Here is a 24,021-nt window from a genome sequence, read left to right as displayed (position 1 = left end):
TCGCAGGGAATAAAAAAATAGAAACAGGGGTAGCTTTGGCCGTTTCTTCAGGCTCTCGGGCACATTCTTCCCTCATCCCGGCCATTGGGCGGCCGATAACTGCTCACTCCTGAATCGTGGAAACACACCAGCCGAGCGGGCACCGCTTAATTCAAGCCTACCTTCCCTTTCATCGACTCAAAAAGCTTTGCCGAGTCGAAACCCACGCCGTTTTTGAACACGATTTCCATCTGGCGCACCTGCTTGATGTCCTTATCCGGGTCCCCGTTGATAAGGATTAAGTCGGCGTGCTTGCCCGCTTCGATGGTGCCAATCTCCCGCTCCCGGCCCAGGTAAACAGCGCCGTTGAGCGTGCTGATTTTGATGGCCTGCACGGGCGTGAAACCCGCCTCGACCAGCAGCTCAATTTGTCGGCGATTGGAGTAGCCGGCAATGGTGCGGCCCGCGCCCGTAGGGTCGGTGCCGGCCACCAGCAGGCCACCGGCGTCGTAAAACTGCTTTTCCCAGGCCATTTCCTTCTTAAACAGCCGCACGCTGGCGGTGTCCTTGAGCTGGTTTTGTTTCCAGGTGGCCGTTTCGCGCTCCTGCAACTGCGGCAGCAGGGCATCGAGCCCGCCGCCCAGCACCACTTCGCGGTTGGTGTAGGGCTCGAACACCGGCAGGGTGGAGGTAAGCGCCACTTTCTTGCTCACCAAGAAGCTGATGAGACTTTTCATCTCGGGGCTGTTTTGGGGCAGCCGCAGCAGCGACTGGCGCGTCGCGTTGTCGCACACATCGGGGGCTTTGTTGGGCACGAAATCGGAGCTGGCCATGAAGCCGTGCTCCAGGTTGTCGATGCCAATCTCGGCGGCTTCCCGGTACGTGATGGAGCAGAGGTGCCCGGTTACCTTCAGGTGGCGCTGGTGGGCTTCCCGCACCACGGCCGCGAGGTCGGCGCGGGTGGCGTGCATGTACATTTTGAAGGACGTGCAGCCTTTGTCGGCCCAAAACTTCGTGGCTGCCGCCGCTTCTTCGGGGCCGTGTATCGTGTTCAGGGCCGGAATGTCCATGCTGGGCTCTTCCATGTAGGGCGCGGTTACGTCCATGTCGGGCCCGATGAGCTTGCCTTCGTCTATCATGCGCTTAATGGCCAGGTCGGTTTGCGGCTCGATGCTGCCGGCCGTGCGGATGGTGGTGGCGCCCCCGGCCAGGTACAGCCGTGGGAAGGAGTACGGCATCTGGGCAATGTTGAAGTAGCCGCCCACCGGCATGGTGTAGTACAGGTGCTCGTGCAGCATCACCAGGCCCGGAATCAGCGTCTTGCCCGCGCAGTTGATAACCTGCGCATCGGCCGGCACCTTCACTTTCTTCGCGGAGCCCACCTGCACAATGCGGCCCTTCTGCAGCAGCACGGTCTGGTGAAGTTGGGCTGGCTTACCGGTACCATCTATCACTTTGGCATCGATGAGGGCCACCGTCGGTGCATTCACCTTGATGTATTCCTGCACCTGCGGGGTGAACTGCTGGGCTTGGCCAAACCTCGCTGTGCTAAGGAGGAGAGATGCTAGAAGTTGGCGTTTGAAGCTAGGGGATTTCATGTGTGAAGGGCAGGCTACAGACAGCGCTCTTTGAGCAGCGGCATTCGACTAATGCATTGACGAGTGTCCAAAATAAGCGAATCAACTGCGGACCAGCTGAAAACAGCAGCCGTCCTCCCATCCTAAAATTTAACTTGTCCCGATAATTACTATCAGTCGTATCTGCTGAGCTACAGACGCTTAAAAGTAGTAAGTCTTCCCAACTCTGAATAATAGACATTGGTAAGAAGCTGCGGATTGGCATTTATGCAAAAGCTTAGAACTCCCTCATTCTTACAGCCCGCTTTTGGTTAGAAGGAATCAGTCGCATGTTAGGCACAAGGACAGCCGCAGGCCAAAAAGATATCAAGAACTTGCAAGTGAAAGAACCAAACTCGCTCTGAAATCAAACTCGCCTGACTGATGAGCTTATTTGGCTTATTTAAGCGGATTTGAGCGAAACTGAGGCTTTCCCCCTTTAGCCCAATAATGGAATAATAGCTAATATTCTATGGTTTATTAAAAAAATAATCTTGATAAAGCTTGAGGATGAGCTTAAGGGATTATATATTTGTAATATTCCGAAAAAAATAAACCTTTCAAGATTCAAATAAAACATAAATATGAAAAGTATCTACACTTTTTTAAGTTGCATTATTCTGCTGGTGTGCGGGTCCGCAATGGTTGGATATAGCCAGCCTGGTGGCGGTTGTTCTGGGCAGTTTACTTTGACTTACCCTACGGCATCAGGAAATAAAAGTGAATCTCTTAATAACGGCGATAAGAATACTGTTCCTGCTATATATTGCCCCACTAACGGTGCGGGAGGCGAAATATCACTGCAAGCAGACTCTCCTGAGAACATAACGGTAACCCGACTAAGTGACGGAGCGGTAATTAGTAGACTTACTTTCATCGCTTCAGAGGTAGCTTCTAATACTATCAAGGCAGTCTTCTTGCCAGGTACTCTACAGTCAGAGACTTATCGTATCTACTCAGTTACAACTACTTGTCAGTCGGCTAAGGATATTACTGTTGAGCTTACGATTGCACCTTCACTGACAATTACTGCCACTGCTAATGGCATAACTAGTACCAATCCGACCGTGTGCCCTGGAACACCAGTTACCATCAAGGCAAGGGGCGCATCTACTGGTTCTACGTATACTTTGGTTGCTAACGGTACAGCAACTCAGAGTAATTTAACGGGTGACTTTCTGGTGTATCCTAATGCGTCAACTACTTATACGGTCAGTACGAACACTCCTACATGTGGTAGTACTGTGGTTTCTCAAAACATTACAATCAATGCCATCAATTTAACGTTGACTTCAAATGTGTCCAATATCACCCAGGGCGGTTCAGTTACGCTTACCGCTACTGGTGGTGCTGCTGGTACCCCATATACATGGTATGAAAGGACCAATGCCAGCAGCAATTTTACGCTCATTAGTGGTGAAACAACGTCAACAATAACTCGTGCTCCTGCTAGAACAACAGAGTACAGAGTTTCGGGAACAACTTCGGCAGGCAATTGCCCGAGCACTGTTTCGCTTATTGTTAGAGTGAATAGCGCTCCTCTGCCAGTAGAACTCATCAGCTTCGAAGCAGTGCGGAATGATAAAGTAGCAGTTCTTACCTGGACTACTGCTTCCGAAAAGAACAGTGCTTACTTTGACATCGAGCGCAGCTTCGACGGCAAAAGCTTTGAGTCGGTGGGCCAACGTGCTGGCGCGGGTACGACCAGTGCCCGTACCAACTACCAATTCGTTGATACTCGTCTTGCCCAAACTGCCGGCACCGTGTACTACCGCCTGCGTCAGGTAGACGTAACGGGGGAGACCAACTACTCGCCGGTTCGCGCTTTGCAGTCTTCTGCAACGGCTCGTGCTATCAAGGCAGAAGTATTCCCGAACCCTTTCGATAAGACCGTAGCAGTGCAGTATTACTCGTTGGGCACCGACGCAGTAACGCTTACCGTGCGCAACGTGCTCGGTCAGACGGTCCTCACCCAGACGGCTTCAACCGCCGAGGGCGTACAGGAAATCAAACTATCGGACGCTGCTTCCTTGACCCGCGGAATGTATTATCTGACCATTCGTCAAGGCAATCAGCAGCAAGTAGTGCGGATTAGCCGCCAGTAGCATTTCTTCTCTCGACAACCTGTTGTTGACAAAAAACCCAGGACCATTGAAGGCCCTGGGTTTTTTGTTGGCTTTGCTGCCAGGCCTGGCAACTGGCACCGCCGGAGTCTTACAATCTGTGAACCGCAATCTGGGCATGCTTAAACCGGACCAGCAGCTAGGGCCAGCCAATGGTAAGTGAGCAGCTAACGCGGCAGCGGTTGCACAGCCCGCAACAGCCCGTGGTTGGCCGCAGTCTCACGTCTGGATGATGGGCGCGGAATCCCACTGTCCGCGAAACATTGCCATACTTAAGGTTATAAATAAAAACTTGAGCATTGCGAAGAAAAAACAATCGATAAATTGATAATTCCACCAATTTGCATTAACATTGTCAGCCTTCTGGCAGTTTGGAACGAAACATCGCCATAGTGATGGGTGGTAGAAATAAAGACAAAAAGCTCTTATTTTAGCTCCAAACAGCTTTTTTGGCTTGCTCTAGCTCAGCAGTAAGCATAAGCTTGTGTTTCCCGGAATTATCTCTCACGTCTAATGACACCGCCAATTTTGGCCTCTCATTACACAATCGATTGTGTTTGTTCTCACCAATTCCCACCAAGTTTTTTTATGAAAAAGTCAGTACCCAAATTAAATGGGTTAGCAGTGCCAGCCTTGCTCGGAGGCTTGCTGCTGCTGCCTGCCGTTGGCCAGGCAACCTCCCTGACACCGGAAAGCCTATCGGCAGCCTTATTTCAGGCGGCTGATGCGCCCGTTACCGGGCGGATTACCGATGAGAGCGGCGCGGGCATTCCCGGCGTTACGGTGCTGGTGAAAGGCACCAGTACGGCCACGCAAACCGACGCCGACGGCCGCTACAGCATTGTGGCGCCCGCCGGGGCCACGTTGGTGTTCTCCTTTGTGGGCTATGCCTCACAGGAAGTAGCCGTGGGCGGCCGCACCAGCATCGACGCCAAGCTGGCGGTAGACGCCCAGGGCTTGTCGGAAGTGGTGGTGGTGGGGTACCTGACCCAGAACCGCCAAAACGTGAGCAGCGCCGTGAGCAGCCTCGACGTGAAGGAGGCTACCAAGGCGCCCGTGCCCACCGTGACACAAGCATTGCAGGGCCGCTTGCCCGGTGTGCAGGTGCAGGGCTCGGGCGGCCCGGGCGACGCGCCGGTGGTCACCATTCGGGGCATCGGTACGCTGGGTGCGGCCGGGAGCTCGCCGCTGTATGTGATTGACGGGCTGTGGACCTTCAACATCCGGGACTTAAACCCCAACGATATTGAGTCGCTCACGGTGCTGAAAGACGCCTCTTCGACGGCGGTTTACGGATCGAGCGGCGCTAACGGAGTGGTGCTCATTACCACGAAAAAGGGCAAAGCGGGCCGTCCGTCAGTTAGCTTCAATGGCTACCGGGGGTTTGACCAGTTGCACAAGCGCTACAACCTGACTAATGCTAGCCAATGGGCCGACCGGGCCGTTATTGCCTACAGCAACGCCGGGCTCAACCCGCTAAATAACGGCCAAAATGGCCTCGCTGGGGCCGTGAAAGGGCCGGGCGGAGCCTTCAATCCCACTATTGACACGGACTGGCAGAAGGAGTTCTTCCAGACGGGCACGCTGGAAGATTACAACGTGGCGTTTTCGGGCGGCAACATCGGCGAGAAGAGCGCCAGCAACTTCCTGATTTCCGGCGATTACTTTCACCAGCAGGGCATCGTGAAGGGCCCGGACTTCCAGCGCTTCAGCCTGCGCCTTAATTCGGGCCTGACCCGGGGGCGGTTTAAGTTCCAGCAGAACGCCCAGCTTACCCACATCGATGCGACGCTGCTCAACGGCGGCTCGTTCATTGATGTGCTGACCATCATCCCAACCATTCCGGTGCATGACCCAGCCAATGAAGGCGGGTTTGGTACGGGCTCGCCGATACTCAACACCTTTGCTACCAACCCCATTGGGGCGCAGGAGCTGCTGCGGCGCACCCAGGCTGATAACCGCCTGGCGGGCAACGCGAGCATGGACGTGGCCCTGTTCGACTTCCTGAGCTACCGGCTCAACGCGGCCATCGACGGGCACATGTACAGCAACGCCGATGCGCAGAAATCGGGCATCCTGCGCCAAAACACGCGCATCAACACGTCGTCGCTGAATGAATTCCTGGGCTACGACGTGTTCCTGCTGGCCGAAAACACGCTGAACTTCACCAAGAGCTTCGGCGACCACCACGTAAACGTGCTCGGGGGCTACTCGGAGCAGCGCTACCGGCAGCACAACGTGCAGGCCGGCACGCAGGGCTTCACCAGCCTGCCCCAGTACTACTTTGAGCTGGATGCCGGCTCAACGAAAGGTGTAATCGGCGGTTCCACCACGGAAAATGCCAAACGCTCCTTCTTCAGCCAGGCTACCTACGACTACAAAAACCGCTACCTGATTTCGGGCAGCTTCCGCCGCGACGGCTCTTCCAAATTTGCCCCGCAAAACCGTTGGGCTAATTTCGGTGCCGCCTCGTTGGGCTGGCGCATTAGCGAAGAAGACTTCTTCAAAAATGCCCTGCCCCAGGTCAACAACCTGAAGCTGCGCGTGAGCTACGGCGGCAACGGCAACGACGGCCTGGCCGGCCGCTACGGCGGCAACTACCTCACCACGCCCATCATCGGCCAGAACGTGAACTACGTGATTGGCACCGGCCAAACCATTGTGAACGGCTCAACGCAGCTGGCCCTGAGCAGCCCCGACCTGCAGTGGGAGGAGCGGTTTACCAAAAACGGCGGCCTGGACCTGAGTGTCCTTGACAACCGCCTCACCTTGTCGGCCGACTATTACATCGCCGAGACCCGCAAGGCCCTGGCGCCGGTGCAGGTGCCCACGTACCTGGGCCACTTTGGCGACGTGCTGTACCAGAACGCCGGCAACATCGAAAACCGGGGCTTTGAACTGGCGTTGGGCTACCACGCCGGCAAGAAGGAGTTCACCTACGGCGCCGACTTCACGCTGACTACCATCAAAAACAAGATAACGGCACTGCCCGTGAAAGGGCAGGCGTTTGAGGGCGGCGAGGGCGTGACCCGTTCGGAGCTGGGCACCGGCCTGGGCGAGTTTTACCTGATTCCCTTCGCGGGCATATTCCAGTCGAAAGAGGAAGTGCTGGCTTACAAGAACGCGGCGGGCACCGTTATTCAGCCCTACGCTTCGGCTGGCGATGTGCGCTACACCGACGTGAACGGCGACGGCAAGATTGACAACGCCGACCGAGTGTACTCGGGCAGCGCCATTCCGAAGCTGCAACTGGGCCTGAACCTGAACGCCGCCTACAAGGGCTTCGACTTCTCGCTGTTTCTGCAGTCGGCCACCGGCAACAAGATTTACAACACGGCGCGGGTGGCGCTGGAGAGCTACAACGGCCCCAACAACTACAACGCCGACGTAACGCCCTGGTCGTCGACCAACCCGTCGACCACCACGCCGCGCCTGCTGCAGGGCGGTGGCGCCACGCCCGACCTGATTGCCGCGGCCGCTTCCAATGCCCGGTTCAACTCGACGCGGTGGCTGGAAGATGGCAGCTACCTGCGCCTGAAAAACGTGCAGTTGGGCTACACCTTCCCCCAGAACATGACCAGCTTCATGCCCAGCCTGGGCAGCGTGCGGGTGTACGTGACGGGCCGCAACGTGGTGACCTTCACGAAGTACACGGGCTTCGACCCGGAAATTACGGGCACGGGCTTCTACAGCCGTGGTGTCGATAACAGCGCTTACCCCAATGTGCGCAGCTTCATTGGGGGCCTGCAAGTCAACTTCTAAGCCGCTGGTGCTTAGCCCCATTCTTATTCATCGCCTCCCCATGAAATTCCCTAAAATTCCCGCTTTGTTGCTAGCCGGCAGCTTGTTGCTGACCACGGGCTGCGAAAAAGATTTGCTGGATAAAACCAACCCCAACGCGCCCTCGACGGCTCAATTCTGGAAAACCCAGGACGACGCCGTGAAAGGGGTGTACGCCTGCTACTCCGGCCTGCAGCAGTTTGCCTGCTACTACCGCAGCTGGCACTTTATGGTGCACCGCTCCGACGAGTCCTACAGCCAAAGCCCCTTCGTGGAGCTGGCCAACTTCACGCGCTTTGTGACGCCGGACAACAACTTCTTCATCTCGTCTTTCGCCTGGAACGACTACTACCGGACCATTTTCCGGACCAACCAGGTGGTAACCCACGTGCCCGAGATTTCGATGGACGGCACGCTGAAGAAGCGCCTGATAGCCGAAGCCAAGTTCGTGCGGGCCCTGTCGTACTTCGACCTGGTGTACCTGTTCGGCAACGTGCCGCTGATTGTGGAGGAGCCCATCGTGACCACCCGTGTCAAGCAGGCCACGCCGGCCGAGACCGAAGCGCAAATCATCGCCGACCTGCAGTCGGCCATCCCGGACCTGCCGCTGTCGTACCCCGACGCCGAGAAGGGGCGCGCCACCAAGGGGTCGGCCCAGGCCTTGCTGGCCAAGGTGTACATGCAGCAGCGCAAGTGGGCCGAGGCCTCGGCGCTCTTCACTACCATTATCGACTCCAAGCAGTACTCGCTGGTGAACAACTACCTGGACAACTTCACCGATGCCAACGAGAACAACCAGGAATCGGTGTTTGAGGTGCAGTTTACCGGCGCGGTGCTGGAAGTAGGCCAGGGGCAGGACAATGCGTCGTCGTCGGAAAGCCACGACCGGCCCAACTTCTTCGGCCCTCCCGGCCCCACGTTTGCCGACGTGCAGCCCCGCCGCTGGCTGCTGGACGAGTACAAGGATTCGACCGTGAACTTTGCGCCCAACAGCACCAAAAAGCACCTGATTGACCCCCGCCGCGACATCAGCATCATCCACGTCGGCAACCCCGACAAGTTCTACGGCAAAACCTTTGCCCAGTGGAACTGGAACCCCAACCAGCAGTACTGGCGCAAGTACCTGAATGACCGGACCCGCACGGACGAGAACTTCACCTCCGGCATCAACCACCGCGTGATTCGCTACGCCGACGTGCTCCTGATGCAGGCCGAAGCCCTGACGGAACTCAACCAGATGAGCGCCGCCCTGCCGCTCATCAACCTGGTGCGCCAGCGCCCTTCCGTGAACCTGGCGCCCCTCACGGGCACCTACACGCAGAACGCGTTGCGTCTGCTTATCCGCAGCGAGCGAGCCAAGGAGCTGGCCGGCGAAGGCACGCGCTGGTTCGACATCCTGCGCTGGGGCCTGATGGACAACCAGGCCGGCATCGACGAGCTGAAAACCCGCGACTCCGACTTTGCCAACTTCCGCCTGGGCATCTCGAAGCTGCTGCCCATCCCCCAGCGCGACATCGACATCGACCCGGGCGTGAAGCAAAATCCTGGGTACTAAGTGAGGTGGTGAGAAGGCCGTCCTGGGCTGCAACCCGGGGCGGCTTTATCGCTCTCAGCTCAATAAGTATTTCCGTCCGCTACTAGGTGCTTGTCCCGCTTTTTACATGAGTCAATCCCTCTTCGTTCTGATGCGCCGGCACCTGCCGCTGCTGCTCCTGCTGGGCGTGCTCAGCTGCAAAAGCGGCGGCGAGGCGGCGGTGGCGCCGGCTCCGCCGGTGATGCCGCCCACGAGCACGGCCACCTTCACCAACCCGCTGCTGGCCTCCGGGCCCGACCCGTGGGTGTACCAGAAGGACGGCTATTACTACTACATGCACACGACCAACACCAACCTGCGCATCTGGAAAACCGCGAACATGTCGGACCTGTCGCAGACCTCCAGCGTGGTGGCCTGGACGCCGCCGGTTACCGGCCCGGCCTCGGGCAACCTGTGGGCGCCGGAGCTGTATTTTCTGGATGGCAAGTGGTACATCTACTACTCGGCCGGCCCCGAAGGCACCAACCTGGGCCAGCAGCGCACCTGGGTGCTGGAAAACACCTCCGCCGACCCCACTGCGGGCAGCTGGGTTGACAAAGGCCGCCTGTACAACTCGACGGCCGACTATTGGGCCATCGACGGCACGGTGCTGGAGCAAAACGGCAACCGCTACTTCATCTGGTCGGGGCACAATGGCATCGACGCCATTCAGCGCCTCTACATCTCGCAGATGAGCAACCCCTGGACTCTCACCGGTCCGCGGGTAGAGCTCTCGCACCCGGAATACAGCTGGGAAAACGTGGGCCCGCCCTTCGTGAACGAGGGCCCCGAAACCATCAAGCACGGCGGCAAAACCTTCCTCGTGTACTCGGCCAGCTTCTGCGGCACCGACCAGTACGCGCTGGGCCTGCTCACCGCCAGCACCACCGCCGACCCCATGCTGCCGGCTTCCTGGACGAAATCAGCTCAACCCGTTTTCTCGCAGAGCCCCGCCAACCGGGCCTACGCTACCGGCCACAATGCCTTCTTCAAGTCCAAAGACGGCCAGGAAGACTGGATTATCTACCACGCCAACTCGAACCCCAGCGAAGGCTGCGTCGAAAAGCGCAACCCCCGAATGCAAAAGTTCACCTGGAACGCCGACGGCACGCCCAGTTTTGGGGTGCCCGTGGCCATCAGCACGCCCATCGCCAAACCCGGCGGGGAGTAGCCCCCAGCCACTTACTCGGCCCTCCTTTTCGACTTAAAAATCCCACCCTCTGATGCCGATTTTACTTCTATTTGCTCTTTCCCGACCTACTACAGCGCACTCCCATGGGCGGTGGTGGCGGGTGGGGGCGTTGCTGTTGCTGCTCCTGGGCTGGGCCGGCCCCCAGGCGCAGGCGCTGCAAGGCCCGATAGGCGCCCACGACCCGTCCACCCTTGTGAAAGACGGCAACAAGTACTGGGTTTTTGCTACCGGCCAGGGCATCTACAGCATGTATTCGACCGACCTGGTGAAATGGACGCCGGGGCCGCGCGCGGTGTTTGTTAATAATGCCTATCCGGGCTGGATTAACACCAAGGTGCCTGGCTTCCAGGGTAATTTCTGGGCGCCGGAGTGCGTATTTATGAACGGCAAGTTTTACCTGTACTATTCCTGCTCCACGTTTGGCTCCAAAGTATCGGCTATTGGGCTGGCTACCAACGTGACGCTGGACCCCGCCAGCCCCAACTACAACTGGGTAGACGAGGGCGAGGTAATCTCCACCAACGCCAACAGCACCGTCAATGCCATTGACCCGGCCGTGTTCAAGGACACCAACAACGACGTGTGGTTCACATACGGCTCGTTTTTCGGGGGCATCCGCATTACCCAGCTCAACGCGGCCACCGGCAAGCCCCTGGGCGGTACCAGCTACGCTGTGGCCAACGGCGGGGTAGAAGCCTCCTACCTGAAAAAGCACGACAACTTCTACTACCTCTTCATCAACCGCGGCGCCTGCTGCAACGGCATCAACAGCACCTACCACATTCTGGTGGGTCGTTCGGCCTCGCCCACCGGCCCTTTTCTGGACCAGAGCGGCACCGACCTCAACAACAACGGCGGCACCATGCTGCTGAACACGGCCGGCCGCTACGTGGGGCCCGGCCACACCGGCATTTTCGAGGAAAACGGCACGTCCTATTTCTCGCACCACTACTACGACTCTTACGACAACGGCGCCCCCAAACTCGGCCTCGCCAAGCTAACCTGGGACGCAGCAGGCTGGCCCGTGGTGAGCCGCGACTGGCTGGCCCCGGCCGCCGTGGCGGGCGCCCCCAGCCGCTACACCATCGCCACTTCTTCGGCGGCCAACAGCTTGGTCTGGCAGTCGCAGGGCTGCACCGGCGCGGCCGGCCAGGGCATTACGCAGGACACCCGCACGGGCAGCACTTGCCAGCAGTGGGACTTCACGGCCCTGGGCAACGGCGACTACAAAATCACCAGCGCACAAGGCGGCCTGGCCGCCAGCGTGGCCAGCTGCTCCGATGCCAACTTCGCGCTGCTGCAGCTTGGGGCTTACGCCAATCAGGATTGCCAGCAGTTTCACTTGGACCAGGCCAGCGACGGCAGCTTGGTGTTTGCGACGCTGAATAGCAACCGCGTGGTGGAAGTGCCATATGCATCTACCTCCCCCGGCGCGCAGCTGGGCATATTCGACTACAACGGCTGCACCTGCCAGCACTGGTTTCTGACGGCCTCGAGCGTTACCGCCTCCACGCCAGCTGCGGCCCTGACGGGCGTGAGCATTTACCCCATACCGGCGGTGCGGGGTAACTTCACGCTCGACCTAAGCGCGCGGAAATCGACGGAAGCCGTGACGGTGGAAGTGCTCGACCTGCAGGGCCGTTCGGTTTATCGCCAGGTAATTGAGCACCCGCAGGCCCGGCAGGCCGTGGCGCCGGCCCTGTGGCCGGGGCTTTTTCTGGTGCAGGTGCGCCAGGGAACGGGGCTGTTTACCCAGAAGCTGACCGTGTTGTAACCTTGTTTTTGCTTTTGCCAAAATCCCACTCACCCCATTCTTTCCTTGCTCAATTTTATGACTCACTCCTTCCGTGCCGTGCGTTTGGCCGTACCCTTCTCTAGCCTGCTGTTGCTGGCAGCCTGCGGCTCCAATAAAACCGCGGACCAAACCACGGCCTCGGCCCCGGCCGCTGCCGATTCCACCCAAACGAAATCTACCGCCATGCCCACCTCCGCATCCTTTGGCAAAACCAACGATGGCACCGAAGTGCAGCTTTTCACCCTCACCAACGCCAGCGGGGCCAAGGCCACCATTACCAATTTTGGTGGCACGCTCACCAGCCTCATCGTGCCCGATAAAAACGGCAAGATGGGCGACGTCATTCTCGGCTTCGACAACGTGAGCGGCTACCAGAGCCCCGAGTTCCTCAAGTCGGGCCCGTACTTCGGCGCCCTGATTGGGCGCTACGGCAACCGCATCAAAGGCGGTAAATTCGCCCTCGACGGCAAGACCTATACCCTAGCCACGAATAATGGCCCGAACACCCTGCACGGCGGCAAAGTGGGCTTTGATAAAGTGGTGTGGAAGGCCGAGCCCGGCACCTCGGCCGATGGCCAAACTCTGAAATTGAGCTACCTGAGCAAGGACGGCGAAGAAGGCTACCCCGGCAATCTAAACGTGGCCGTGGTGTACACCCTCACCAACGACAACGCCCTACGCATCGACTACACGGCCACAACTGATAAAGCCACGCCCATCAATCTCACCAACCACGCCTACTTCAACCTGAATCACGGCGCCGGCAAGGACATCCTGGGCCACGAAGTGACCATCCCCGCCGACCGCTACACGGTAGTAGACGCCACTCTGATTCCGACCGGAGAGCTGCGCCCCGTGAAGGGCACGCCTTTTGACTTCACCACGCCCCACGCCATCGGCGAGCGCATCGCGCAGGTGCCCGGCGGCTACGACCACAACTGGGTGCTGAACAACGCTGCCACGCCGCAGCACGCCGCTGCCACCGTGTACGAGCCCGTCACCGGCCGCACCCTGGAAGTGACCACCGACGAGCCCGGCATTCAGTTCTACACCGGCAACTTCCTCGACGGCACCCTAAAAGGCAAGGGCGGCACCGTGTACGGCAAGCACGCCGGCTTCTGCCTCGAAACCCAGCACTTCCCCGACTCGCCCAACCAGCCCAAGTTCCCCAGCACGGTGCTCAAGCCGGGCGAGACCTTCCACTCCGTGAGCACCTACAAGTTCGGTGTGCGGAAATAGGGAAGTAGCAAGCCTGTAGAAATATAAGCCCGTCATGCCGAGCGTAGCCGAGATATCTCGCGTGCAGCAGTAATCAAGCTAGCTCAACGAAGCGGGCGAGATGCTTCGGCTACGCTCAGCATGACAGCCAAGAACTAAAACTTATCTATTGATAACTGTGGAACAACAAGCTGCCACTCCCGCCTACGTCATCGGTGTCGACTACGGCACCGACTCCGTCCGCGCCGTGCTCATCGACGCCCGCACGGGTGCCGAAAAAGCCCAGGCCGTGCACCACTATGCCCGCTGGAAAACCCTGCAATACTGCAACCCCGCCCGCAACCAGTTTCGCCAGCACCCGCTCGACTACATTGAAGGGCTGGAGGCCGTGGTGCGCCGCGTGGCCCAGCAGGTGCCCGCTGCTCAAATCGCGGGCCTGGCAGTGGACACCACTGGCTCAACGCCCGGCCCAGTAAACGCGCAGGGCGTGGCCCTGGGCTTGCTACCCGAGTTTGCCGAAAACCCCAACGCCCAGTTCGTGCTCTGGAAAGACCACACGGCCCTGGACGAAGCCGCCGAAATTAACCACAAGGCCCGCACCTGGGGCGGTGAGGACTATACCAAGTTTGAGGGCGGCATCTACTCTTCGGAGTGGTTCTGGGCTAAAATCATGCACGTGCTGCGCGAAGACGCCGCCGTGGCCCAAGCCGCATATTCCTGGATGGAGCACTGCGACTGGATAACCCTGCTGCTCACCGGCGGCGACCTGGCCAGCTTCAAGCGCAGCCGCTGCGCCGCCGGCCACAAGGCCATGTGGCACGAGAGCTGGGGCGGCCTGCCCTCCGAAGCATTCCTCACGCACCTTGAGCCCAAGCTGGCCGGACTGCGCGACCGCCTCTTCACCGAAACCTACACCGCCGACGAAGTAGCCGGCCGCCTCTCCGAGGAGTGGGCCCAACGCCTCGGCCTGACCACCGATACCGTGGTGGCCGTGGGTTCATTTGATGCCCACGCCGGCGCGGTGGCGGGCGAAATCGAAGCCTATTCGATGGTGAAGGTGATGGGCACCAGTACCTGCGACATCGTGGTGGCGCCCACCGCCGAAGTAGGCAGCCACCTCGTGGCCGGCATCTGCGGGCAGGTGGACGGCTCCGTGATACCGGGCATGCTGGGCCTGGAAGCCGGGCAATCGGCTTTTGGCGACTTGCTGGCCTGGTTCCGCCAGATTCTGGAGTGGCCCCTGCACAACGTGCTGAGCAGCTCGAAGGTGCTCACGCCGGAGCTGCAAGCCGCCCTGCGCGACGAGATGAGCGACACGCTGCTCGTGCAGCTGAGTGCGGCCGCCGCGGCCGTCGACCCGGCCGAATCGCACGTGCTGGCCCTCGACTGGGTGAACGGCCGCCGCACGCCCGACGCCAACCAAGCCCTGAAAGGCGCCATCATGAACCTGACCATGGGCAGCAACGCCCCCCAGATTTTCCGGGCGCTGGTGGAGGCCATCTGCTACGGCTCCAAGCAAATCGTGGAGCGGTTTGAGCAAGAAGGCATTGCCATCAAGCAGGTGATTGGCATCGGCGGCGTGGCCAAGAAGTCGCAGTTTGTGATGCAGACCCTGGCCGACGTGCTCAACCGGCCCATCAAAATTGCGGTGTCGGAGCAGGCGCCGGCCCTGGGCTCGGCCATGTACGCGGCCGTGGCCGCCGGCCTTTACCCCGACGTGCTCACGGCCCAGAAGGCCATGGGCAGCGGCTTTGCCGAAACCTACCAGCCCAACCCCGCCCGCGTGGCCGACTACCAGGCCCGCTACAAGCAATACCAAGCCTTTGGACAGTTTGTGGAAGCCACGACCATCGGCCAGCCCGAGCCGGTAATGGAACCCGAAACGCCCGCCATCACGACCGCATGAGCCAGTACCAAGACCTGAAACAGGCGTGCTACGACGCCAACATGCAACTGCCCAAGCTCGGGCTGGTGCTCTTCACCTTCGGCAACGCCAGCGTGGTCGACCGCGAGCAGGGCGTGTTCGCCATCAAGCCCAGCGGTGTGCCCTACGACACGCTCAAGGCCGAGGACATTGTCATTCTCGACTTCGCCAACAAGGTGCTGGAAGGAGAGAAGCGGCCTTCGTCGGACACCAAAACCCACGCCGTGCTTTACAGCCACTGGGAGCACATTGGCGGCATCGTGCACACGCACAGCACCTACGCCACGTCGTGGGCCCAGGCTCAGCTCGATATTCCGATTCTGGGCACCACCCACGCCGACCACCTCACCGCCGACATTCCCTGCGCCCCGCCCATGGACGACGCCATGATAGCCGGCGACTACGAGCACCAGACCGGCTGGCAAATCCTGAACGAATTCCAGCGCCGCGGCCTCTCGCCCTCGGAAGTGGAAATGGTGCTGCTGGCCAACCACGCGCCCTTTACCTGGGGCAAAACCGTGGAAAAAGCCGTGTACAACAGCGCCGTCCTCGAAGAAGTAGCCCGCATGGCCTACCTCAGCTGCACACTGCGGCCCAACGTGCCGCGCTTAAAGGACGCCCTCATCCGCAAGCACTACGAGCGCAAGCACGGCGTGAATTCCTACTACGGTCAGTCGTAGTGTAGCGCGGACTTTTAGTCCGCGCCGGAACAACACCTAATGATTTAGGCGCGGACTAAAAGTCCGCGCTACTTTTTGACCAACTTAGATTAACGATTGTGTAAGCTTCGGCTTCCTCTTAATTCCACCCCTCCATGATTGATATTTCGCACTACGAAGCCTGGTTCATCACCGGCAGCCAGCACCTCTACGGCCCCGAAACCCTCGAGCAGGTAGCCCAACACTCGCAGCAGATTGCCGCCGAGCTCGGCACCAAGCTGCCCATCAAGATTGTGTACAAGCCGGTGCTAACCGGCCCGCAGGAGATTTACAAGCTCATGCAGGAGGCCAACACCACCGAAAACTGCGTGGGCCTGATTGCCTGGATGCACACCTTTTCTCCGGCCAAGATGTGGATAAACGGCCTGAAGATTCTGCAGAAGCCGCTGGCGCACCTGCACACGCAGTTCAACCGCGACATTCCGTGGGCCGACATCGACATGGACTTCATGAACACCAACCAATCGGCGCACGGCGACCGGGAGTTTGGCTTCATCGGCACGCGCATGCGGCTCAACCGCAAGGTGGTAGTCGGACACTGGCAGAGCGCGGCGGTGCACAACAGCCTCAGCGTCTGGAGCCGCGTGGCTTCGGCCTGGGCCGACTGGCAGGGCGCCAAGTTCGTGCGCTTCGGCGACAACATGCGCTACGTAGCCGTGACCGAAGGCGACAAAGTGGAAGCCGAAATCAAGTTTGGCTACTCGGTGAACACCTACGGCATCGGCGACTTGGTAGCGGTTATTAACCAAGTGAGCGACGAGCAGGTGAACGAGCTGCTGAGCATCTACGAGCAGGAGTACGAGTTGGGCGACGACCTGAAAGACGGCGGCGCGAAGCGCGAGAGCTTGCGCGAAGCGGCCCGTATCGAAGCCGGCATGCGCAAGTTCCTGCAGGATAACAACGCCAAAGGCTTCACCGACACCTTCGAGGACCTGCACGGCATGGCCCAACTGCCCGGCATCGCCACGCAGCGGCTCATGGCCGAAGGCTACGGCTTCGGCGGCGAAGGCGACTGGAAAACCTCGGCCCTGGTGCGCGCCATGAAGGTGATGGGCGCCGGCCTGCCCGGCGGCAACTCCTTCATGGAAGATTACACCTACCACTTCGCGCCCGGCAACGAGCAGGTGCTGGGCTCGCACATGCTCGAAATCTGCCCGACCATTTCGGAAGGCAAGGTGAAAGTAGAAGTGCACCCGCTGGGCATCGGCGGCAAGGCTGACCCGGCCCGCCTGGTGTTCAACTGCCCGGCAGGCCCGGCCCTGAACGCGACCATCGTGGACTTAGGCAACCGCTTCCGCATGATTGTGAACGAAGTAGAAGCCGTGGCGCCCGAGCAGGACCTGCCCAAACTGCCCGTGGCCCGCGTGCTCTGGAAAGTGAAGCCCGACCTCGCTACCGGCGCGGCCGCCTGGATTTTGGCCGGCGGCGCCCACCACACTGGCTACAGCCAGAACCTGACCGCCGAATACCTGGAAGATTTCGCCGAAATGGCCGGCATCGAGTTCGTCATTATCGACGCCGACACCAAGCTGCGCACCTTCAAAAACGAGCTGCGCTACAACGAAGTGGCCTTCCGCGGCTAAGCCGAATGAATTATAAAAAATGGTCATGCTGAGCGCAGCCGAAGCATCTCGCGTGCAGCAGTAATCCAGATGATTGCAACGAAACGAGCGAGATGCTTCGGCTGCGCTCAGCATGACGGCCTGGTAAGCGCTGACGCACAAATCAACTAATTCCCACCAACCATGACTTTCTCTAATTCCCGATTTTTGCTAAGCGCGGCGGGGCTGGCCCTGGCCGGCTTGCTGCCGGGCCACGCGGCCCGCGCCCAAGGCGCCGCTCCGGCCACCCTCACCGTGCAGGTGAACAAGCCGGGCGCGGCGGTATCGAAGAACATGTACGGCCTGTTTTTCGAAGACATCAACTTCGCGGCCGACGGCGGCTTGTACCCCGAACTGGTGAAGAACAAGTCGTTTGAAACCGACGACCACCTCATCGGCTGGAAGGCCATCCGGGGCGCGGCGGGCTTGGAGAGCTACATCATCTCCAGCGACAAGCCCATCAGCAACAGCAACAACCACTTCCTGCGGATGAGCGCCCGGACGGCCGGTCCCGATGCCGGTTTCGTGAACGAAGGCTTCCGGGGCATGGGCGTGAAGCAGGGCGCCGAGTACACGTTTTCGATTTATGCCCGCAAAGGGCCCGGCAGCGTGAGCGGCCTCAACGTGACGCTGGAAGAAACGCGCCGCCCCGGAGCTGGGCCCGAAACCCCACCCTCGGGCCAGGCGTTAGCTCAAGCTCAAATCACGGGCCTGACCAACGAGTGGAAGAAGTACACCGTGGTGATGAAGCCCTCGGCCACGGCCGCCCACGCCCGGCTTAAGCTGACGCTGGAAGGCGCCGGCACCGTGGACCTCGACGTGGTATCGCTCTTCCCGAAAGACACGTGGATGAAGCGCGAAAACGGCCTGCGGCCCGACCTCGTGCAGCTGCTCAAGGACATGAAGCCCGGCTTCCTGCGCTTCCCCGGCGGCTGCATCGTGGAGGGCATCACGCTCGACAACCGCTACCAGTGGAAAGAAACCATCGGCGACGTGGCTTCGCGCAAGCCCATGATAAACCGCTGGAACAAGGAATTCAAGCACCGCTACACGCCCGACTATTACCAGTCGTTTGGCCTGGGCTTCTTCGAGTATTTCCAGCTGTCGGAAGACATCGGCGCCGAGCCGCTGCCCATCCTGAACGTGGGCATGGCCTGCCAGTTCAACTCGGCCGAGCTGGCGCCCATCACCAGCAGCGCGGCAAAGGGCCCGAACGCGGCCGGCCAGGGCGACGAGCCCACGCTGGATACCTTCATTCAGGACGCCATCGATTTGATTGAATTCGCCAACGGCCCGGCCAGCAGTACCTGGGGTGCCAAGCGCGTGGCCATGGGCCACCCCGCGCCCTTCAACCTGAAGATGATTGGCATCGGCAACGAGCAGTGGGGCCCGCAGTACCTGGAGCGCTACGAGCCGTTTGCCAAGGCCGTGAAGGCCAAGTACCCCAACATGCAAATCGTGAGCAGCGCCGGCCCGGCGCCCGAAGGAGAGTTGTTCGACAAAGCCACGCTGAAGCTGCGCGAGCTCAAGGCCGAGTTCATCGACGAGCACTACTACGCCAAGCCCGACTGGTTCCGCCAAAACGTGGGCCGCTACGACAACTACCCCCGCACAGGTCCCAAAATCTTCGCCGGCGAGTACGCCGCCCAGAGCGTGGGCATCGCCAGCGAGAACAACAAGAACAACTGGGATTGCGCCATTTCCGAAGCTGCCTTCATGACCGGCCTGGAGCGCAACGCCGACGTGGTGGCCATGGCCTCCTACGCGCCCATGCTGGCTCACGTAGATGCCTGGCAGTGGACGCCGAACATGATTTGGTTTGACAATCTGACCTCCTACGGCACGGTGAACTACTACGTGCAGAAGCTGTACTCCCTCAACAAAGGCACCAGCGTGCTGCCCGTGCAGCTGCCCGGCAATGCCAAAAACGGCACCGATAACCTCTTCGCCAGCGCCGTGGCCGATGCCCCGACCGGCGACGTCATCGTGAAGCTGGTGAACTACTCCACCACGCCCCGCGCCGTGAAAGTGAACCTGGCCGGTGCCAAGAAAGTGGGTAAAGCCGGCACCGCCTTCGTGATGGCCAGCGACGACCTGAACACCCAAAACACCATTCAGGAGCCCAAGAAGCTCACGCCCAAGGAAGAGAAGTTCAGCGTGTCCGGCTCTACGGTGAGCTACACGCTGGCGCCAAATTCCTTCACGGTGCTGCGCATTCCGGGCAAGAAGTAGGGGGTATAGCCCCGCTACCTAGCACGCTAAATGAACGTCATGCTGAGCGCAGTCGAAGCATCTCGCGTGTGGTGGTAATCCTTTCGATTGAACGATTGAATTACTGCCCCCGAGCGAGATGCTTCGACTGCGCTCAGCATGACGTTTTGGTTTGAAACTTCTTCTAAGAAGCAGCAACGCACCCCATGAAACCAGCCCAACAACTGCTTGCATTGGCGGCTTTCGTGGGAAGCATTGCTCCGGTACAAGCCCAGAGAGCCGCTCCCAAAACCGACTTCCACCAGTGGGCCGCTACGCCGCCCATGGGCTGGAACAGCTGGGACTGCTACGGCCCCACCGTGACCGAGGCCGAGGTGAAAGCCAACGCCGACTACATGGCCAAAAACCTGAAGAGCAGCGGCTGGGAATACGTGGTGGTGGACATCCGCTGGTACGTGGGCAACGACACGGCCCATGGCTACAATGAGAAAAATCCCGAGTGGAACCTTGATGCCTACGGCCGTTTCATCCCGGCCGTGAACCGGTTTCCCTCGGCCGCGGGCGGGAAGGGCTTCCGGCCGCTGGCCGATTACCTGCACGCCAAGGGGCTAAAATTCGGCATTCACATTATGCGCGGCGTGCCGGTGGTGGCGGTGCAGCGCGAGCTGCCCATCCTCGGCACCAAGCTCACGGCGGCCGACATCTACAGTAAGGAGGGGCAGGCCCGCTGGTTGCACGACATGTACACGGTGAAAGCCGGGCCCGGCGCACAGGAATACTACGATTCGCTGTTCAAGCTCTACGCCTCGTGGGGGCTGGATTTTGTGAAAGTCGACGACCTTACGGAGCCCTACCACAAGCCCGAAGTGGAGATGATTCGGCGGGCCATCGACCGCTCCGGGCGCAAGATTGTGTTCAGCACGTCGCCGGGCGAAACGCCGATTGCCGAAGCCAAGCACGTGGCGGCGAATGCCAACATGTGGCGCACCGTGGGCGACTTCTGGGACAGCTGGGAGCAGCTCAAGGAGCACTTCGACGTGTGCGAGCGGTGGGCGCCGCACATCGCGCCCGGTGCCTGGCCCGATGCCGACATGCTGCCGTTGGGCCGCCTGGGCATCCGCGCCGAGCGGGGTGACGACCGCATGACTCGCTTCACCCGCGACGAGCAGTTTACGCTGATGACGCTGTGGAGCATCTTCCGCTCGCCGCTCATGTTCGGCGGCGACTTGCCCAGCAACGACGCCTTCACCCTGAGCTTGCTCACCAACCAACACGTGCTGGCTGTGCACCGCCGCAGCACCCACAACCGCCAGCTGTTTCGCCGAGATAACCTGGTGGCCTGGACCGCCGACGACCCCGCTACCGGCGCCAAATTCCTGGCCCTCTTCAATGCCCAGGACCAGGAGCTGGCCCCCGAAACCGAAGCCGCCTGGGCTAGCGGCCCCATCACCCGCCAAACCCCGGGCCAAAGCAAAGCTGCCGACGTCGACATCACCGGCGCCACCAAGCTCTACCTGAACGTGCGCAACGGCGGCGACGACATCGCCTGGGACCACGCCGACTGGCTCAACCCGGTGCTCAGCGGCAGCGGCAAAAGCACGCCTCTGAGCACGCTGCCCTGGAAAGCGGCTACCGTCGGCTGGGGCAAGGCCACCGTCAACAAAAGCGTATCGGGCGCCGACCTGATGGTGGGAGGGAAGCGGTATGAAACCGGCATCGGCACGCACGCCAATTCCATTATCGAATACGACTTGCCGGCCGGCTACACGCGCTTCTCAGCCACCGTGGGCCTGGACCAGGCCGGCGCGGCGCAGAACACCGGCGGCACGCTCAGCTTTCTGGTGTTTACCAAGAACCCCTACCGGCCCGTCCCCGCCGATTCGGTGCGCGTGCCGGTGACACTGGCGGAACTAGGGTTGGCCAGCGGCGGTAGTATCCAGGACTTGTGGACTGGTAAAAGCCTGGGCCCAATGACAGGCGATTTTGCGCCCTATGTCCGGCGGCACGGCGCTAAGCTGTACCGCATTGTGAAAGTCAAAAAGTAACTCTTAGAACCTTGTAGAGACGCGAAGCTTCGCGTCTCTACCCCGGATTCATAACTACGGACTGCCATGATATCTCCGAAAACTTTCCTGCTGGTGCTGGGCCTGAGCGGCGCGCTGCCCGCCCTGGCCCAACGCGCCGACTACCCCATTCAGGCCGTGCCGTTCACCAAGGTGAAGCTAACGGATAACTTCTGGCAGCCGCGGCTCAAAACGAATACTACCGTCACCATTCCGGCCTCGTTCCAGCGCTGCGAAGCCACGAATCGGGTAAAGAATTTCGAGATGGCGGCAGCGCATTCGGGCAAATTCGCCACCACATTTCCCTTTGACGACACCGACATTTACAAGACGTTGGAAGGGGCGGCGTACTCGCTTAGCCTGTACCCGGACAAGGAGTTATCGGCCTACATGGATGCGCTGATTGCCAAAGTCGGGGCGGCCCAGGAGCCCGACGGCTACCTCTACACGGCCCGCACCATCGACCCGGCCCACCCGCACGCCTGGGCCGGCCAGGAACGGTGGGAAAAGGAGCGCGAGTTGAGCCACGAGCTCTACAACTCCGGCCACCTCTACGAAGCGGCCGTGGCCCACTGCCAGGCCACCGGCAAGAAAACCCTGCTCAACATCGCCCTGAAAAACGCCGACCTCGTGTGCGCCACCTTCGGGCCCGGCAAGCGGGCTGTGGCCCCCGGCCACGAAATCGTGGAAATGGGCCTCGTGAAGCTCTACCGCGTGACGGGCAAGCCGGAATACTTACAGACGGCCAAGTTCTTCATCGACCAGCGCGGTCACTACCCCGGTTACGATCCCAAAAGCAACGACGTGTGGCGCAACGGCCAGTACTGGCAGGACGACAAGCCCGTGGTAGCCCAGAAAGAAGCCGGCGGCCACGCCGTGCGCGCCGAATACCTGTACTCGGCCATGGCCGACGTGGCCGCTCTCACCGGCGACAAGCAGCTGCTGGCCGCCGTGGACACCATCTGGCAGAACATGGTGAGCAAGAAGTTCTACGTGACCGGCGGCACCGGCGCCGTGCCCGGTGGCGAGCGGTTTGGCAGGAATTACGAGCTGCCCAACGCCACGGCCTACAACGAAACCTGCGCCTCGGTGGCCGACATCTACTGGAATCAGCGCATGTTCCAGCTCCACGGCGAGGCCAAGTACGCCGATATCATGGAGAAGGTGCTTTACAACGGCCTGCTCTCTGGGGTTGGGCTGGATGGTAAGTCGTTTTTCTACTCCAACGCCATGCAGATTAAGAGTAGTGCCAGCTTCCCGCAGACCGAGCCGGCTCGGGCGGGTTGGTTTGAGTGCTCGTGCTGCCCCACCAATCTGGCGCGGCTGTTTCCGTCGCTGCCCGGCTACGTGTACGGCCAGAACGGCCGGGATATTTACGTGAACCTCTTCGTGAGCGGTAGCACCGATTTGGCGGTGAAGAACAAGGCCGTGCGCCTTACCCAGCAGAATAATTACCCTTGGAGCGGCGACCTGAAATTCACCGTGAATCAAGCTTCGACGTCCGATTTTAATCTGCTGGTGCGCATTCCGGGCTGGGCGCGCAACGAGGCCATGCCGTCGGATTTATACACGTTTGCCACGCCTTCGGCCGAGAAAGTTGTCATCAAAGTGAACGGCAAGCCGGTGGACTACCAGCTGAAAAATGGCTACGCCGTGCTGGCCCGCAAGTGGAAAAAGAACGACGTGGTGGAAGTGAACTTGCCCATGGAGGTACGCACCGTGGTGGCCAACCCCAAGGTGCAGGACGATGCCGGCAAAGTGGCACTGCAGCGCGGCCCGGTCATCTACTGCGCCGAGTGGACGGACAACGACGGCAAAGCCAGCAACATCATCGTGCCCGCCGGCACCACCTTCACCGCCACTGCCAAGCCCGACGTGCTGAACGGCATCACGGAGCTCACGGCCACGGTACCCGTTGTGAAAATCGACGCGGCGAATAACAGTATCAGCACCGTGCGCCAGACGCTGACGGCCATCCCATACTACGCCTGGGCCAACCGCGGCAAGGGCGAAATGACCGTCTGGTTTCCACAGCAGGTGACCGATGTAGACCTGGTGACGCGTAAAGTGGCGGAAGTGACGCAGGCGAAGTAGACAGGCTTTATCAATCCGAAAATGCGCGTCATGCTGAGCGCAGCCGAAGCATCTCTACCTCAATACTAATCCCAAGCGTCTGTCATGCTGAGCGGAGCGAAGCATCTTATCAAGTCGGCACGACTCGTTGAAA

At 60.1% G+C, this 24,021-nt stretch carries 13 protein-coding genes; 12 read left to right on the top strand and 1 reads right to left on the bottom strand.

The genetic code is table 11. The annotated features are described in order from the left end of the window. Positions 1-146: 146 nt before the first annotated feature. Positions 147-1,577, bottom strand: coding sequence for an amidohydrolase family protein (locus LJ738_RS15130; RefSeq protein WP_227787235.1), 1,431 nt, complete (start codon positions 1,575-1,577; stop codon positions 147-149). A 1,544-nt stretch (positions 1,578-3,121) separates the two neighbouring features. Between LJ738_RS15130 and LJ738_RS21520 the strand changes: the two genes are divergently transcribed. The 12 genes from LJ738_RS21520 (at position 3,122) to LJ738_RS15070 (ending at position 23,888) form a co-directional block, all read left to right on the top strand. After that, positions 3,122-3,700 carry a T9SS type A sorting domain-containing protein gene (locus LJ738_RS21520; RefSeq protein ID WP_227787234.1) on the top strand — a complete coding sequence of 193 codons (579 nt, stop codon included), beginning with the start codon at positions 3,122-3,124 and terminating at the stop codon, positions 3,698-3,700. 606 nt (positions 3,701-4,306) lie between these two features. Then, positions 4,307-7,480 carry a SusC/RagA family TonB-linked outer membrane protein gene (locus LJ738_RS15120; RefSeq protein WP_227787233.1) on the top strand — a complete coding sequence of 1,058 codons (3,174 nt, stop codon included), beginning with the start codon at positions 4,307-4,309 and terminating at the stop codon, positions 7,478-7,480. 40 nt (positions 7,481-7,520) lie between these two features. Further along, on the top strand, positions 7,521-9,053 hold the full coding sequence (locus LJ738_RS15115; protein ID WP_227787232.1) for a RagB/SusD family nutrient uptake outer membrane protein: 1,533 nt from the start codon (positions 7,521-7,523) through the stop codon (positions 9,051-9,053). A gap of 106 nt (positions 9,054-9,159) precedes the next feature. After that, positions 9,160-10,242 carry a glycoside hydrolase family 43 protein gene (locus LJ738_RS15110; RefSeq protein WP_227787231.1) on the top strand — a complete coding sequence of 361 codons (1,083 nt, stop codon included), beginning with the start codon at positions 9,160-9,162 and terminating at the stop codon, positions 10,240-10,242. Between the two features lie 52 nt (positions 10,243-10,294). Beyond that, positions 10,295-12,037, top strand: a complete 1,743-nt coding sequence (locus LJ738_RS15105) for a family 43 glycosylhydrolase (RefSeq protein WP_227787230.1) — start codon at positions 10,295-10,297, stop codon at positions 12,035-12,037. Between the two features lie 57 nt (positions 12,038-12,094). Further along, positions 12,095-13,297, top strand: coding sequence for an aldose epimerase family protein (locus LJ738_RS15100; RefSeq protein WP_227787229.1), 1,203 nt, complete (start codon positions 12,095-12,097; stop codon positions 13,295-13,297). A 157-nt stretch (positions 13,298-13,454) separates the two neighbouring features. Next, complete coding sequence (locus LJ738_RS15095; protein ID WP_227787228.1) at positions 13,455-15,182, top strand: ribulokinase; 1,728 nt, start codon at positions 13,455-13,457, stop codon at positions 15,180-15,182. Then, positions 15,179-15,880, top strand: a complete 702-nt coding sequence (locus LJ738_RS15090) for an L-ribulose-5-phosphate 4-epimerase (protein ID WP_227787227.1) — start codon at positions 15,179-15,181, stop codon at positions 15,878-15,880. The genes LJ738_RS15095 and LJ738_RS15090 overlap by 4 nt, the downstream gene beginning before the upstream one ends. Positions 15,881-16,014: 134 nt before the next feature. After that, a complete protein-coding gene (gene araA / locus LJ738_RS15085) occupies positions 16,015-17,502 on the top strand; it encodes an L-arabinose isomerase (RefSeq protein WP_227787226.1) in 1,488 nt (495 codons plus the stop codon). 162 nt (positions 17,503-17,664) lie between these two features. Beyond that, positions 17,665-19,752, top strand: a complete 2,088-nt coding sequence (locus LJ738_RS15080; protein WP_227787225.1) for an alpha-L-arabinofuranosidase C-terminal domain-containing protein — start codon at positions 17,665-17,667, stop codon at positions 19,750-19,752. A gap of 185 nt (positions 19,753-19,937) precedes the next feature. Further along, positions 19,938-21,776 carry an NPCBM/NEW2 domain-containing protein gene (locus LJ738_RS15075; RefSeq protein WP_227787224.1) on the top strand — a complete coding sequence of 613 codons (1,839 nt, stop codon included), beginning with the start codon at positions 19,938-19,940 and terminating at the stop codon, positions 21,774-21,776. A 66-nt stretch (positions 21,777-21,842) separates the two neighbouring features. After that, entirely contained in the window at positions 21,843-23,888 is a 2,046-nt protein-coding gene (locus LJ738_RS15070; RefSeq protein WP_227787223.1) for a glycoside hydrolase family 127 protein, read from the top strand. Positions 23,889-24,021: the final 133 nt, after the last annotated feature.

Source organism: Hymenobacter plasmatis, assembly GCF_020711255.1.
Taxonomy (GTDB): domain Bacteria; phylum Bacteroidota; class Bacteroidia; order Cytophagales; family Hymenobacteraceae; genus Hymenobacter.
The sequence above is the reverse complement of the archived record's forward strand: the minus strand, read 5'-3'. Positions and strand labels throughout refer to the sequence as shown.